Annotated in this window: 11 protein-coding genes; 5 read left to right on the forward strand and 6 right to left on the reverse strand. The window is 45.1% G+C overall.

What is annotated here, in order from left to right:
• Positions 1-12 precede the first annotated feature (12 nt).
• Positions 13-1683 (forward strand): carboxylesterase/lipase family protein, encoded by a 1671-nt coding sequence (locus ACFSYC_RS12890; RefSeq protein ID WP_377128190.1) that lies wholly within the window; start codon positions 13-15, stop codon positions 1681-1683.
• Positions 1684-1755: 72 nt separating this feature from the next.
• Here ACFSYC_RS12890 and ACFSYC_RS12895 read toward each other — a convergent pair whose 3' ends face one another.
• The 6 genes from ACFSYC_RS12895 to ACFSYC_RS12920 all read right to left on the reverse strand — a co-directional run bounded on the left by ACFSYC_RS12895 (position 1756) and on the right by ACFSYC_RS12920 (position 8919).
• On the reverse strand, positions 1756-2142 hold the full coding sequence (locus ACFSYC_RS12895) for a hypothetical protein (RefSeq protein WP_377128193.1): 387 nt from the start codon (positions 2140-2142) through the stop codon (positions 1756-1758).
• 94 nt (positions 2143-2236) lie between these two features.
• Entirely contained in the window at positions 2237-3667 is a 1431-nt protein-coding gene (locus tag ACFSYC_RS12900; protein ID WP_377128196.1) for a TolC family protein, read from the reverse strand.
• On the reverse strand, positions 3660-6827 hold the full coding sequence (locus ACFSYC_RS12905) for an efflux RND transporter permease subunit (protein ID WP_377128199.1): 3168 nt from the start codon (positions 6825-6827) through the stop codon (positions 3660-3662). The genes ACFSYC_RS12900 and ACFSYC_RS12905 overlap by 8 nt, the downstream gene beginning before the upstream one ends.
• Before the next feature lie 27 nt (positions 6828-6854).
• Positions 6855-7937 (reverse strand): efflux RND transporter periplasmic adaptor subunit, encoded by a 1083-nt coding sequence (locus tag ACFSYC_RS12910; protein WP_377128202.1) that lies wholly within the window; start codon positions 7935-7937, stop codon positions 6855-6857.
• A 135-nt stretch (positions 7938-8072) separates the two neighbouring features.
• Positions 8073-8465 carry a hypothetical protein gene (locus ACFSYC_RS12915; protein WP_377128205.1) on the reverse strand — a complete coding sequence of 131 codons (393 nt, stop codon included), beginning with the start codon at positions 8463-8465 and terminating at the stop codon, positions 8073-8075.
• Positions 8466-8571: 106 nt separating this feature from the next.
• On the reverse strand, positions 8572-8919 hold the full coding sequence (locus ACFSYC_RS12920; RefSeq protein WP_377128208.1) for a DUF7009 family protein: 348 nt from the start codon (positions 8917-8919) through the stop codon (positions 8572-8574).
• Between the two features lie 370 nt (positions 8920-9289).
• Here ACFSYC_RS12920 and nirB point away from each other — a divergent pair, with 370 nt between their 5' ends.
• The 4 genes from nirB (at position 9290) to ACFSYC_RS12940 (ending at position 15128) form a co-directional block, all read left to right on the forward strand.
• Positions 9290-11779, forward strand: a complete 2490-nt coding sequence (gene nirB, locus ACFSYC_RS12925) for a nitrite reductase large subunit NirB (RefSeq protein WP_377128211.1) — start codon at positions 9290-9292, stop codon at positions 11777-11779.
• Between the two features lie 23 nt (positions 11780-11802).
• Positions 11803-12147, forward strand: coding sequence for a nitrite reductase small subunit NirD (gene nirD / locus ACFSYC_RS12930; protein ID WP_377128214.1), 345 nt, complete (start codon positions 11803-11805; stop codon positions 12145-12147).
• A gap of 130 nt (positions 12148-12277) precedes the next feature.
• Entirely contained in the window at positions 12278-13819 is a 1542-nt protein-coding gene (locus ACFSYC_RS12935; RefSeq protein WP_377128217.1) for an alginate export family protein, read from the forward strand.
• 13 nt (positions 13820-13832) lie between these two features.
• On the forward strand, positions 13833-15128 hold the full coding sequence (locus ACFSYC_RS12940; RefSeq protein WP_377128220.1) for an MFS transporter: 1296 nt from the start codon (positions 13833-13835) through the stop codon (positions 15126-15128).
• The last annotated feature ends 2 nt before the right edge of the window (positions 15129-15130 follow it).

The raw sequence follows: 15130 nt of genomic DNA on the forward strand, positions 1-15130 counted from the left end.
TAAAGGCCTCCCATGAAAAATAACCGAAGAGAATTTCTGCAAAAAGCCGGCCTGCTTACCACAGCAGCCGGCTTAAATTATATAGCCCCTGCAATCGCTGCGGCGCAACCTGCACCGGCTCAAGGCAACAAGGTTTTAGCAGGTGCTAAAAATGCGGTAGTTGATACCAAACATGGCAAAGTGCGAGGCTATACCCGCAACAAGGTACTTACGTTTAAAGGTATCCCTTACGGTGCATCAACCGCCGGGGATAATCGCTTTATGCCGCCTGTGAGGCCCAAGAATTGGGATAAGGTGAAAGACTGCCTGGTATATGGCCCTATCTGTTCGCAAAAACTTAACACAGGCTGGCTTGCGCCAGAGTATGGTTTTTTATACCAATGGATAGATGGCTATCAGGATGAGGACTGCCTCCGCCTTAATGTTTGGACACCCGCCCCTGATGGTAAAAAGCGTCCCGTGATGTTTTGGCTGCACGGGGGTGGATTCTTTTCGGGCTCAAGCCAGGAGCATCCATCGTATGACGGTGAGAATTTGGTTAAGCTGGGCGATGTGGTGGTGGTGTCTGTCAACCACCGTTTAAATATCCATGGCTTTTTAGATCTGTCAGATTATGGTGCTAAATATGCATCATCTGGCAACGTGGGTATGCTGGATATTGTGGCGGCATTAGAATGGGTACGCGATAACATTAGTAATTTTGGCGGCGATAAGGATAACGTGACCATCTTTGGTCAGTCGGGTGGGGGCACTAAGGTGATTACGCTAATGGCCATGCCTTCGGCCAAAGGACTGTTTCATAGGGCTATCTCACAAAGCAATTCTATTGTACAGGTAGCTACCCATACCTATGCCAAACAGATCACCGAAATCGCGTTAGCAAACCTGGGTATCAACAAAGATAATATAGCCGACATTCATAAAGTTAAACCTTTACGCTTGCAGGAAGCTATTGCTTATGCCGAAGGTAAAATGGGTGGTAAAGTCCCGGCTGATGTCGGTCGGTCGGGTTTACAGCCTGTGGTTGATGAGAAGATTTTACCTACGCATCCGTTTGATCCCGTCGCTCCTGGAATGTCTGCAAATGTCCCTTTTATGGTGGGCACTTGCCGTAACGAAGCAGGGGTAGCTATAGGTGATGCCAATATAGAAAACCTGGACGAAGGCGGCCTCAAAAAGCGCCTGTCCGACAGATTTAAAACAAAAGGAGATCTTGTTTATCAAACCTTACGTAAGGCGCATCCTACCGCAAAACCGGTTGAAATACTAACATACTTAAGCGCGCAAAACCCGATAGCCTATTTACAGGCCAGCCGTAAAGCTGCTCAAAATGCAGCGCCGGTTTACCTGTACATGTTTGCCTGGCACACGCCGCAGTTAGACGGTAGGCCACGGGCATTTCACTGCAGCGAGATACCTTTTGCTTTTGGCAATACTGACGTAGCCGAAAATTACACCGGTGCCGGTGATGAAGCCCGTAAGCTTGGTGAAAAAATGGCTAAAGCCTGGATAAACTTTGCACGCAGCGGCAACCCCAATCATGCTGGTTTACCCCAGTGGCCCGCTTTTAACGATGCTAACGGCGCTACGATGATGTTTAACGATCAATGTGTTGTAAAGAGCGACCCAGACGGTGACGCCAGGAAACTGTTAACGAGGGTGTTTTATAATAAAGAGTTCTAGCTGTTACAATCTCCATCTCTCGATAGGCAAGCGGGATGCAATGAGTGAGCTGATCAACCATGCCGGCGCAGATTAATCCGCCAGATCGTCCGGGTGCAAGCGAGACCAGTACAGATAGTAGTACGCCAGGCAAGCTACGCCTGATAAGAAGGGTATTAAAGCCAAATGCTTAAACGTGACACCCTGATAAGCCGTCGTAGCATCCAACCCTAAAAACTCTACCGACATCCAATACGAGTTGGCTAAGATCCATAGGGTAATAGCCAGGTTATGGCAAAGTTCGGCCATCATTTGGCGGGTGCGGTAAGCTATAATGATAGAGATAATGAGTGTTGGAAAAATCATGAGTATACCCATTGGTTTCCAGATAAGGCACCAGCCTATGTCTTTAAATATCCAAAAAACGATGTGCAAGTTTTCCATCTTGCGGTACTTCAGGGGGATACGATAGTCGCTCATGCAGCCAAAATACTGATTTCCCGTAAAAACAACAAAGCCACCCATCGCGCGACAGGTGGCTCATGTTGCCAGTAATGCTTGTTACTAATTTTCGTTATTTCCAGCCACCGCCTAAATCGCGGTAAACATGCGTTACGGCGTTAAGCTGTTTTTGCTTGGTTTCAATCAGTTCCAGCTTGGCCTCCAATGCATCACGCTGGGTCATCAAAACTTCCAGGTAATCCGCACGCGATGACTTAAACAAATCGTTTGATACCTCAATTGAGCGCGTCAGAGCGGCTACTTGCTGCTGTTTTAAATCATAACCTTTTTGCAGGTTGCCAATGTTCGACAGCTGGTTTGAAACTTCAAGGTAAGCATTCAATATCACTCGTTGATAATTATACAAAGCTTGTAACTGACGCGCGTTTGCATTTTTATACTCAGCTTTAATAGCGCTGCGGTTAATCAGCGGCGCAGCCATATCTGCAGCCAATGAGTAAATCATCGACTCCGGGAACGTAAATAAAAACGTAGGCTTAAAAGCCTGCACCCCAAACGCTGCCGAAATATCAACCGATGGATAAAACTCTGCGCGGGCTACCTTTACATCCAGTTTAGATGCTGCTAAATCAAGCTCTGCTTGTTTAATGTCCGGGCGGTCTGCCAATAGCTGTGCGGGCACACCCGCTGCAACAATAGGCGACACCAAGCTGAGGAAATCACTTTTATCACGCGGAATCTCTTGCGGATATCGCGCCAGCAAAAAATTGATTTTGTTTTCAGTTTCCTTAATGTTTTGCGCAATCTCAAACTCCAGGCTTTGTGATTTAAAAACCTCTGCCTGAAACTTTTGCACGGCCAGCTCTGTAGCACGCGCCGCTTGTTTTTGCAGTTTAATGATCTCGAGCGCGTTTTTTTGCAAAGCGATATTTTGCTTTACCACAGCCATTTGATTATCAAATGCTAACAGTTCATAGTATGAACCGGCAACTTCTGCTATCAGGTTGGTCAACACAAAGTTTTTACCCTCGACACTGGATACGTAGCGAATGATGGCAGCCTTTTTTGCATTCCGCAGTTTCTTCCAAACGTCAATCTCCCAGTTGGCATAAATGGCCGCGGTATAGTCCATCAGCGGTTCTGGAAATTCTTCGCCCGGCCTTATCTCAGTGGAAGCATCGCCTGCGCCCTGGCTGGTGTAGCGGCCCACTTTTTCAACCCCGGCGCCCGCGCGTAAGCCCACCGTTGGCAATAATTTACCATGTTTTGCCTTAATGTCATTGCGGGCCATCTCAATTTCCTGCAGGGTAATCATCAGCTCCTGGTTGTTTTTTAGCGCGGTATCAATCAGGTTAACCAGGTTAGGGTCGGTAAAAAAGCGACGCCAGGGCAGTTGTGCCATATTGGTAGTATCGGTGCCCGCGGCGCCGAAGGCCTCCGGCACCGCTTTGTTGGCTGTTAGCTGTGTAATGGCGGGTATCTTGCAGCTTGCAAGGGCCAGGCAAATACCTAAACCCAGGCTTATATATCGTTTGTTATACATTATGATCAATTTCTTCAGTTAACGGATTCTCTTCCTCATGTTTAACCAGCGTAAATCGCTCTGCAATTTTGCCGAAGATGTAGTACAGACCGGGTATTACCAGTACGCCGAATACGGTACCAAACAACATACCGCCCAAGGCCGCCGAACCAATAGTCCGGTTACCGATTTTACCCGGACCGGTAGCAATTACCAGCGGAATTAAGCCCGCGATAAACGCGAAAGACGTCATCAAAATAGGGCGGAACCTTACCACCGCACCTTGCATGGCAGCCTCTAATACTGTAGCGCCGGCACGGTGTTTCTGCACGGCAAACTCTACAATAAGCACGGCGTTTTTGCCCAGCAAGCCAATAAGCATTACCAATGCCGCCTGCGCGTAAATGTTGTTTTCTAAACCACAAAGTTTGATCATTAAAAACGATCCGAAAATACCCGCAGGTAAAGAAAGGATAACTGAGAGCGGCAGGATAAAGCTTTCGTACTGCGCGGCAAGTATCAGGTAAACAAAGCCCAAGCAGATTAAAAAGATGTAAAGCGCCTCGTTACCGCGGCCCACTTCGTCTTTTGATATACCTGCCCAATCAATACCAAAACCTCTTGGTAGGGTTTTCTGCGCTACCTCGGTAACCGCTTTTATGGCCTCGCCACTACTGTAGCCCGGCGCGGCGGCACCGCTAATTTCTGACGCGTTGTACATGTTGTGGCGTGTTATTTCAGACAGGCCGTACACTTTATCCATTTTCATAAAGGCAGAAAAAGGCACCATTTCGTCACGATCGTTCTTAACGTATAGCTTCAAAATATCCTCGGGCAAGGCGCGATATTGCGGGAGTGCCTGCACCATGATCTTGTATTGCCTATCATACTTAATAAAGTTGGTTTCGTAATTACTACCCACCAACGTTGATAGCGTACTCATGGCATTATCAATAGTAACCCCCTTTTGCTGCGCGATATCATTGTCTATGCGCAACATATATTGCGGAAAGCTGGCGCTGTAAAAGGTAAATACTGACGATAGCTCGGGTCGTTTATTTAACTCGCGCACCAAATCTTTACTCACGGTTTCCATTTTGTGGTAATCGCCCGACCCGGCTTTATCCAATAAGCGAAGCTCAAAACCACCTGCAGCCCCGTAACCGGGCACCGCTGGCGGCTGAAAGAACTCAATAGTTGCCCCGGTGATCTCTTTTGATTTTTCTTCCAGGTCCTGCATAATCTCCTGTACAGATTCCTTGCGGTCATCCCAGCTTTTCAGGTTGATTAAACAGGTGCCCGAGTTTGAACCTGTGCCTTCCGTCAAAATTTCATAGCCCGCTAACGATGATACAGACTGCACGCCGTCAATGCCTTCGGCTATTTTTTGCAGATGCTCAGCTACCTGGTTAGTGCGTTCTAACGATGACCCGGGCGGAGTTTGAATAATAGCGTAAAACATCCCCTGGTCCTCATTGGGTATAAAACCCGTTGGTACGCTATTATTTAAAAAATAAGTGCCAATACAAAATGCAATCAGCATAACAAATGTAACTGTACGGCGGCTTACAATTTTGCCCAAAAAACTTTGATAACGACCGGTAAGGCGGTTAAAGCCATTATTAAACCCATCTATCACCCTATCAAGCGGCCCTTTCTTTTTTGCTATACCATGATTATTTTTTAATATCATAGCACACAGGGCGGGGGTAAGCGTTAATGCCACAACTCCCGATAGGATGATGGCCGTTGCCATGGTAATAGAAAACTGACGATAAAATATCCCTACCGGGCCAGACATAAAGGCCACGGGGATAAACACCGAAGCCATTAGGAAAGTAATAGCTATAATCGCCCCGCTGATTTCATGCATAGCCTCCATTGTAGCTTTACGTGCAGACAGATGTTTCTCTTCCATCTTGGCATGCACAGCTTCAATCACCACAATAGCATCATCTACCACCACACCAATGGCCAGTACCAGCGCGAAGAGGGTGATCAGGTTAAGTGTGATGCCGAAGAATTGCATAAACACAAACGTGCCTATCAAAGATACAGGAACCGCAATGGCCGGAATGATGGTCGAGCGCCAATCGCCCAGGAAAAGAAATACCACCAGGCCTACCAGTATAAATGCTTCAACCAAAGTATGAATAACCTTTTCTATCGAAGCATCCAGAAATTTCGAAACATCATAGCTGATTTCATAATCAAGCCCTTTAGGGAAAGAGTTTTTCTTGATCTCTTCCATCTTGGCTTTAATGTCTTTAATTACCTGGCTGGCGTTACTGCCGTATGATTGTTTTACGGTGATAGCTGCCGATGCCCTGCCGTTAAGGTTAGAGTAGATATCATACATGGAGCTACCAAACTCTATCTGGGCTACATCTTTCAACCGCAAAATCTCGCCCTTAGGGTTTGATCTCAGGATGATATTATCGTAGCCCTCTTTAGTAGTATACCTGCCGGAGTATTTAAGTACATATTCGAAAGACTGGGAACGTTTACCCGAACTCTCACCCGTTTTACCCGGCGAGGCCTCTAAGCTTTGTTCGCTCAGGGCTTTCATTACTTCTTCAGCTGAAATTTTGTAGGCCAGCATGCGGTCGGGTTTTAACCAGATCCGCATGGCATACTCGCGATTACCAAGAATATCCGCCACGCCCACGCCGTCAACACGTTTTAATTCGGATAGGATATTGATGTCTGCAAAGTTGAACAGGAACTTTTGGTCCAATGTCGGGTCTTTACTAAACACGTTAATATACATCAACATGTTTGACTCTTCGCGGGTGATCTTTACCCCCTCGCGCACTACCAATGGCGGCAGTTTGTTAACTACTGATGCCACACGGTTTTGAATATTGACTGATGCCTGGTTAGGGTCTGTACCCAGGTTAAATACTACCTGTATAGTAGCCTCTCCGTCGTTACCGGCATCAGATGCCATGTATTTCATGCCCGGTACGCCGTTGATTGCTCTTTCCAGCGGGATAATTACCGATTTTATCATCAGTTCGCCGTTGGCGCCCGGATACTCCGCGGTGATATTAACCTTCGGCGGCGAGATGGATGGAAATTGTGTCACCGGTAAATGGGTAACGGCCAAAAACCCCATGAACAAGATAATGAGCGATATCACTATCGACAGTACCGGCCTGTGTATAAATTTATTAAACATCGTTAATTTTATTAAAGGGGTACAACACTATTCGGCCTTTAGGCGTAATTGGCTCACAACCACTTTTGGTTGCAGGTATTCTGACTTGATCTTATCATCATCTTTTACCTTTTGTATGCCATCAAGCAGTATCTTATCATGTGCAGATAGGCCGCTTTTAACCACGTACAGATCCGACATTTCGCCAACTATATTAATGTTTTTGGAGTGCAGCACACCGTCGTTGCCCACCACAAAAACATATATTTTGTCCTGTATCTCGTAAGTAGCTTTTTGTGGAATGATAAGGGCATTGCGCAATGGCACAATCATTTGAATTTTGCCGGTCTCGCCATTTCTGAGCAATCTGTTAGAATTTGGAAACCTGGCCCTGAAAGCAATATTGCCGGTCTCGGCATTAAACTCGCTTTCAATAGTTTCAACCTCGCCTTTAGCGGCAAGCGGTTCGCCATTGGCTAAAAGCAGGGAAACCTTGCGGTCGCCGCGGTCCTTAACGTTGGTCTGGTAGTCCAGGTATTCGGGTTCAGATACGTTGAAGTAGGCAAACATCTGACTGTTGTCCGACAGGCTGGTGAGCAAATCTCCCTCATCTATCAGGCTACCTAATTTAAGCGGTATCCTATCAATTGTCCCGTCAAATGGAGCACGTATCTCTGTGAAAGAAAGGTGCAGTTTAGCCATAGCTATTTCAGAATTAGCCTGCGCCAACTTGGCTTTTGCCATTGCCAGTTCGTTTTTTGATACTACGTCTTTATCTGATAGCAGCTTGGTGTTTTGCATTTCAATCTCCGCCATCCTGGCTTCCGACTGGGCTTTGGCCAACTCAGCTTCGTACATTTTAGGCATTATGCGAAACAGGACCTGGCCGGCTTTTACAGCTTGGCCCTCATCTACATAAATGTTTTGCAAAAAGCCTTTTTCTTGCGCCCGGAGCTCAATATTGCGTACCGATTTAATTTGCGATACATATTCTTTCGTAAATGAAGTGTCGCTTACAAGCGGGCTGGTCACCGTGTAGGTGCTTTCTTCTTCTTTCTTTTCTTTTGTCTGTGTGCAACTAAGTTGACATAATACAGCGCTCAAGCCAGCGAGCATTACTATTTTATTCATGATATAAAAGGGGTTATAGGAAATATTAAACGCAAGCGATCCCCGGTTAGGGACGCAAAGAAGCATCAGTGCTTGACAGGCCGATAGTTATACGGGAAGAAAAACAGTAAACTGATGCAGCCGGAATTCTCCGGTTCAGATTAACATGGCGCCTTGCAGAATATATATCTGCGGGCTATTGTAAGATAAACGCTGTACCTGGAGTGCGCGTTTTTTTAATGTAGAAAGAATTTGTAATGTAAAGGCCGCAAAAACCAGCACTACAAAGTAGCCGGCCAAGGGTAATAATCTGCGACTGAAAGATGCGTCGTCCTCTTCGTCTTCAATATTAATAAGGATTTGTGATTTGTCTACAGTTAGCAAGGCACCTACAACAGCTTGGGTGTTTGGCTTGGATAGTTTTAACTTTTCGGCGTTGGTAATAAATTTTGAAAGATGATGACGGCCACAGGTTGCCCCATTAGCATAATGATATCCACCAACCAAAAGGAGGGACAGGGAAAGCAGGTATATCAAAACAGTTCTCATGTTCGCGTGCAAAACTAATATCGGGCGGGCAAATGTAGTGCTTAATTAACAAATTTTAACAGTTGGTAGACAAACCCCTGCATTTTTACCATATATAATAAGGTGTTTAGCAACCATTAGGGTTAGGGTAATTATCACTTTGGTCCTCGGCAACATTGTCCAGGCATTGAAAATCCTTCTCTATTAATATTAACAGTTTACCGTCATATCCCTCAAAGCCAATACGATCTGGTCTTTCCCACTCAATTATCATCGCCGAAGGTATAAAAAGTGTCATAGTATTATTAACGAATGATGCCTTTAGGTCAGTCTGTTCACCCTTTTGCAGTGCATAAGTAAAAATTTGGTCACCAAAGTCGGTAATTTCTTCAATATATCCGCTTTTCCTAAAAATTGAGACGTCATTTTTGGATAATCGATACCGTATGGCGTTTCCTTTGATTCTAATTTTCATTTTTTTTTATAATTATAACGGTTTTCGAGTATTTGATTTCAATCAATCGTCGCTTTTTGATGATCAGTTTGAAGTTTTATTTTATTTATCGTAACTTTTAGCGATTTGTTAAAATTGTAACGATAAATCGTCGTTTTATGATGTCTATTTTAATAACATTTGCCTTTTTGTATAAATTATTTAACAAATATATGTTTTAAATCACCAGTAAGCCCTAATTAAGCTCGATTTTATCCAATATCGTATGACCAAAATGATGTAATTTGTTTGATTTGCAATTTTAAATACTTAAAATTGCTATTGTAAATACGTTTTAGGTCGCACTTTAATTGTATTTGCTGATAAAAAGCTTTAACAAACAAAAATCGATATGAAATCAACAATCATTGTGATTGGTAATGGCATGGTTGGTTACAAGTTTTGCGAGAAACTTGTAACTAAATCATCTGCCTTCAACATCATCGTATTTGGCGAAGAGCCGCGCCAGGCTTATGATCGCGTACACCTTAGCGAATATTTTGCAGGTAAAACAGCCGACGATCTCTCGATGTCTACCCGCGAATGGTATGCAGACAACGACATCACTTTGCATTTAGGTGATCCGGTGACCGAGATCAACCGCGCGACAAAAACTGTACACTCTTTAAAGGGACTTGCTTTATCATATGATTACCTGGTATTAGCTACCGGTTCATCGGCTTTTGTGCCAGACCTTCCGGGAGTAGAGAAAGATGGCATCTTTGTTTATCGTACTATAGAAGATCTTGAACTAATTAAAGCGCATGCCGCTAACGCCAAAACCGGTGCGGTAATGGGTGGTGGTTTATTGGGCCTTGAGGCTGCTAAGGCATTGATTGACCTTGGTATAGAAGAAACCCATGTTATTGAATTTGCGCCTCGCTTAATGCCGAGGCAAATCGATTCGGCGGGTAGCGCTATGCTGCAATCTAAATTAAAAGAACTGGGGCTAAATATCCACTTAAATAAAAGCACATCATATATAGGGGGCGAGGGCAAGATAGACGCCCTTCATTTTAATGATGAAAGCGTATTGCCAATTGATATGCTGGTTATATCGGCAGGTATCCGCCCGCGCGACGAACTTGCAAAACTTGCCGGGCTCCATGTAGGTACCCGTGGTGGCATCTTGGTTAACGACAAAATGCAAACTAACGATGAAGCCATATTTGCTATAGGCGAATGTGCTTTGTACGAGGGTATGATATACGGCCTGGTAGCCCCGGGCTATGAGATGGCTGAGGTTGTTGCATCGCAGCTGATTGGGGGTAGCAAGTTGTTTTACCCTTATGACATGAGCACCAAACTTAAACTGATTGGTGTTGACGTGGCCAGTTTCGGTGATGCCTTTATAACCGAGCCTGACTGCCGCACCATTGTTTTTGAAGACACGCACAAAGGCGTTTATAAACGCATTAACATAACCACCGATGGCAAGTTGCTATTAGGCGGTATTTTAATCGGCGATGCAGATGCCTACAACATGCTGCTGCAAACAGTTAATAACCAACTGGCCCTGCCGCCAAATCCTGAAGACTTGATTCTAGGCTCGCGTGGGGGTGCCGAAAGCGAGGGTGCCGGTGTAATGAGCCTGCCTGATGATGCGCTGATCTGCTCGTGCGAAGCGGTTGACAAGGCTGCTATCTGCTCGGCAGTAACCGAGGTTGGTTGCACAGATATTTATGGCATAAAAAAATGCACTAAGGCTGGTACCGGTTGCGGGGGCTGTATCCCGTTGGTGAAAGACCTGATTGCAGGCACCATGAAAGCCAATGGCCAATACATTAAAAATGTACTGTGCGAGCATTTTGATTACTCGCGACAGGAGCTTTATGATCTGGTAAAGATCAACAAACTAAAAAACTACGACCTGGTGCTTGACCATTTTGGTAAAGGGGATGGTTGCGAGGTTTGTAAGCCTGCAGTTGCCAGTATCCTGTCGAGCCTTTGGAATGATGTTATTGTAAAACAAGATACCATACAAGATAGCAACGATCGTTTTTTGGCCAACATTCAAAAAGGCGGAACGTATTCGGTGGTACCGCGTATTCCGGGTGGCGAAATCACCCCCGATAAATTGATCGTTATTGGTCAGGTAGCCAAGCAATACGGTTTGTATACCAAGATAACCGGCGGGCAACGTATTGATTTGTTCGGCGCGCATTTAAATGATCTGCCGGATATTTGGGAACAATTGATTAATGCCGGCTTTGAGAGCGGGCACGCGTACGGTAAGGCACTGCGTACCGTTAAAAGCTGTGTGGGTAGCACCTGGTGCCGGTTTGGCTTGCATGATAGTGTGTCGTTTGCTATCGAGATAGAAGACCGTTATAAAGGTATCCGGGCACCCCATAAGCTAAAAGGTGGTGTAAGCGGTTGTATCCGCGAATGCGCAGAAGCGAAATCAAAAGACTTTGGGGTAATCGCTACCGAAAAAGGCTGGAACTTATATGTGTGCGGCAATGGTGGTTCAAACCCACAACATGCTTTGTTATTGGCTGCCGATATTGATAAAGAGACATTGATAAAATATCTGGATAGGTTCCTGATGTTTTACATCAAGACCGCCGAACCATTGTCGCGCACCGCAACCTGGTTAAATAAGATGGACGGCGGTTTAAGCTACCTTAAAAATGTAGTGATGAACGATAGCCTGGGCATTTGCGATCAGCTGGAAGAAGAGATGCAAGCGTTGATCAATACTTACCACTGCGAGTGGAAAGAAGTTATTGAAGACCCGAATCTTAGAAAACGTTTTAGCCACTTCGTAAATGCGCCCGAGGTAAAAGATCCCACAGTTAAGTTTGAGCCAATGCGTGAGCAGGTTAAGGCACAATGGTAATCACATTTTAAGCAGTATATAACATGGAAACATTAATAGAAAACTGGGTAATGGCCTGCTATACCGATGATGTGCCGGCCAATGGCGGTGCCTGCGTAAAGCTGGGCGATGAGCAAATAGCGGTATTTAATTTCTCTCGTCGCGGCCAGTGGTTTGCCACACAGAATCTTTGCCCGCATAAGCAGCAAATGGTACTATCAAGAGGGATGATAGGAAGTGCAGGCGAGGCCTGTGAACCAAAGGTGGCCTGTCCGTTTCATAAAAACACATTTTCGTTATTAAGTGGTCAATGTCTTACGAACGAAGAATTATCTATAAAAACATACGCGGTAAAAGTGGAGGAAGGGAAAGTGTTTATCGCGCTTTGATGGTTGTAAACTTCTAAAAAGAAAGGAGCGAAACGGCAAAAATCACCTTAATAAAAAACCCCGTCAGGGAGGTCGCATTCCCTAACGAGGCAAATAGTTTTAATCGCTTTAACAAAAAAAACCAAACCAAATGTACAAAAATCAATCAATCCGCAGCATTGTTGTGGTATTTCTATTGTTTTTGTCATGCTTTTCCACACAAACCGCCGAAGCACAATTGTCTCTAACCGGGCAACTGCGAACGCGGGGCGAATTGCGCGACGGCTACGCAACATTAGAAACCAAAGGCAATAAAAACGCAGCCCACATTGGCCAGCGCACCCGGCTTATATTCAACTACAAATCAAGCCGCCTAATTTTTCAAACATCCATACAGGATATCAGGTTATGGGGGCAGGACGCCTCAACTATAACACCAGCCGACGGCGCTAAATTAGGCGTGCATGAAGCTTGGGCCGAACTGATCCTTTCAAACAAAAAAGATACAGCTTTTAAGATCTCACCGGTTGATTACTTCGCCGTAAAGATTGGCCGCCAGGAATTGTCGTATGATGATGAGCGCTTATTAGGTGCTACAGACTGGTTGCCCCAAGCAAGGCGTCATGACGCTATAGTGCTTAAGCTATTGCAAAAAGGCTGGCAGTTAGATTTGGGCGCCGCCTTTAATCAAAACACCGATGCTGTTAACTACAATGGTACTTATTATACACCGGCCAACGTGCCAGCAACGGTAAAAGATAGTAAGGGTATTTTGGTGAACACACCTGCGGGCTATCTTCCGCTGGTAAACGCAGCAGGCATCAGCGCAAAAAATGGTTCGCCGGTATTTTTAAATTCGCCGGGTACCAACGCGCTTATTCAAAACTACAAATCATTACAATACTTGTACGCCGCCAAAAAATTTGGCAAGACCAAAGTATCGGGTTTGTTCCTGGCGGATCAGTTTGGCAAATATGTTTTAGACTCTGTTAAAAGCACCACCGCTGTTGACGCGGGCTATGTATATGGCCGCCGCTTCAATCAACAGGGAGTAAATACACGCTTTACCACAGGCTTGTTGCTTAGCCCGGTTTTTGGCGATAAAGATCAATGGGCCTTTAACGGCGGATATTATTACCAGGGCGGACATGATAAAGATGGCCTAGAGCTAGGCGCCTATACCTATACATTGGCACTTACCTATAAAACCAAGCGCTTAGTTTATACTGCCGGGTTTGATGAACTATCAGGTAATGATGCATTTTCAACGTCGACTGTTAATCATCGCTTCGATCCATTATATGGTACACCTCACAAATTTTGGGGCTATATGGATTATTTCTATGCTGTTAGCGGCGCGCCAACAGGTGGATTGAGAGATCCTTATCTAAAGGTAAAATACACATCTGCAAACAGCCGCTTCACCACAGAGCTTGCCGGGCACTACTTCTTGCTGGCAAGTAATCAAAAAGACATAACCGGCGCTGCTGTAAGCAAACACCTGGGCACCGAGCTTGATCTGACGGCTGGCTATAAGCTGAATAAGTTTACTACGGTAGATGCAGGCATATCATATATGGCGGCTACCCGGAGTATGGAGTACGCAAAAAATATTACGCCGGGAACGGCCGGTCTTAACCCTATATGGGCCTATCTGCAAATAAATATTAAACCTGAATTTTTAAATAAATAATCATTCAACGGACATGAAAAATCAACTCAACAAACTCAACATATTTTCATTAAAGGGCGTGCAAATGCGCACGTTCCACACTACCTGGCTAATGTTCTTTGTATGCTTTTTTGGCTGGTTTGGCCTGGCGCCTTTAATGCCTACCATCCGCGCCGAACTTAGCTTAACCAAAGCAGAAGTGGGTAATACCATCATAGCCTCGGTAGCCGCAACTATTATAGCCCGTTTGTTAATAGGCAAATTGTGCGATACCTGGGGCCCGCGCAAAACCGCTTTCAGATTATTGCTAATTGGTTCTATCCCTGTTTTTTTGGTAGGCTTAGCGCATGATTATACTTCTTTTCTATTGTTCCGCCTGGCTATAGGCGTTGTGGGTGCTTCATTCGTTATCACACAATTTCACACCTCTATGATGTTTGCACCCAGCATTAAAGGTACTGCAAACGCGGTAACCGGCGGTTGGGGCAATTTAGGTGGCGGGGTAACTAATATGGTGATGCCTTTAATATTTGCTGCCATTGTTGGCTTTGGTTACACCAGTGCCGAGGCTTGGCGCTACGCCATGATTGTACCGGGCGTGATGATGCTGGTTATGGCTGTATTATACCATAAATACACCAAAGACACACCCGACGGTAATTACGATGAGATTGGCTATACCAAAGCAAAATCGACAAAAACAGATTGGTCGGTCTTGGCCGACTGGCGCATTTGGGCGCTAACACTGGCTTATGCTATGTGTTTTGGTATGGAGTTAACGTTTGATAACGTAGCCTCACTGCATTTTGTTGATACCTTCCATTTAAGCCAAAGCCAGGCAGGCTTTTGGGCAGGGATATTTGGTTTTATGAACATTTTTGCCCGTGCCCTTGGCGGCATTGCTTCTGATAGGGCCGGTAAAAAATTTGGTATGCGTGGTAAAGGCCTATTACTGGCATCAATGCTATTGTTAGAAGGTTGCGGATTGATTCTTTTCGCCCAGTCGGGTTCATTAATGATGGCCATTGCTTCTATGCTAACCTTTGCCATGTTCTTAAAAATGTCAAACGGTGCTACTTATGGTATTGTACCGTTTGTTAACGAAAAAAATGTGGGCCTGGTAAGCGGGATAGTTGGCGCAGGTGGCAACCTGGGTGGTATGATGTTTGGCTTCCTGTTTAAATCAAGCACCATTACCTATGTTGATGCCTTTACTTACATCGGTTACACGGTGATTGTAGTATCGGTAATTGTACTGATCACTCGCTTCCAAAAACAAAGTGCTACTGAAGAAAAACCGGAAAAGAGCAATTTAGCGAACGCTATATAATT

The organism is Mucilaginibacter antarcticus (assembly GCF_042686155.1).
Classification (GTDB): Bacteria; Bacteroidota; Bacteroidia; order Sphingobacteriales; family Sphingobacteriaceae; genus Mucilaginibacter; species Mucilaginibacter antarcticus.

Excerpts from the sequence above, each read along its gene's own strand:
- nirB (WP_377128211.1), top strand. The coding sequence starts at position 9,290 with ATGAAATCAACAATCATTGTGATTGGTAATGGCATGGTTGGTTACAAG.
- ACFSYC_RS12920 (WP_377128208.1), bottom strand. The coding sequence starts at position 8,919 with ATGAAAATTAGAATCAAAGGAAACGCCATACGGTATCGATTATCCAAA.
- ACFSYC_RS12940 (WP_377128220.1), top strand. The coding sequence starts at position 13,833 with ATGAAAAATCAACTCAACAAACTCAACATATTTTCATTAAAGGGCGTG.
- ACFSYC_RS12900 (WP_377128196.1), bottom strand. The coding sequence starts at position 3,667 with ATGTATAACAAACGATATATAAGCCTGGGTTTAGGTATTTGCCTGGCC.
- ACFSYC_RS12915 (WP_377128205.1), bottom strand. The coding sequence starts at position 8,465 with ATGAGAACTGTTTTGATATACCTGCTTTCCCTGTCCCTCCTTTTGGTT.
- ACFSYC_RS12895 (WP_377128193.1), bottom strand. The coding sequence starts at position 2,142 with ATGAGCGACTATCGTATCCCCCTGAAGTACCGCAAGATGGAAAACTTG.
- ACFSYC_RS12905 (WP_377128199.1), bottom strand. The coding sequence starts at position 6,827 with ATGTTTAATAAATTTATACACAGGCCGGTACTGTCGATAGTGATATCG.
- nirD (WP_377128214.1), top strand. The coding sequence starts at position 11,803 with ATGGAAACATTAATAGAAAACTGGGTAATGGCCTGCTATACCGATGAT.
- ACFSYC_RS12890 (WP_377128190.1), top strand. The coding sequence starts at position 13 with ATGAAAAATAACCGAAGAGAATTTCTGCAAAAAGCCGGCCTGCTTACC.
- ACFSYC_RS12935 (WP_377128217.1), top strand. The coding sequence starts at position 12,278 with ATGTACAAAAATCAATCAATCCGCAGCATTGTTGTGGTATTTCTATTG.
- ACFSYC_RS12910 (WP_377128202.1), bottom strand. The coding sequence starts at position 7,937 with ATGAATAAAATAGTAATGCTCGCTGGCTTGAGCGCTGTATTATGTCAA.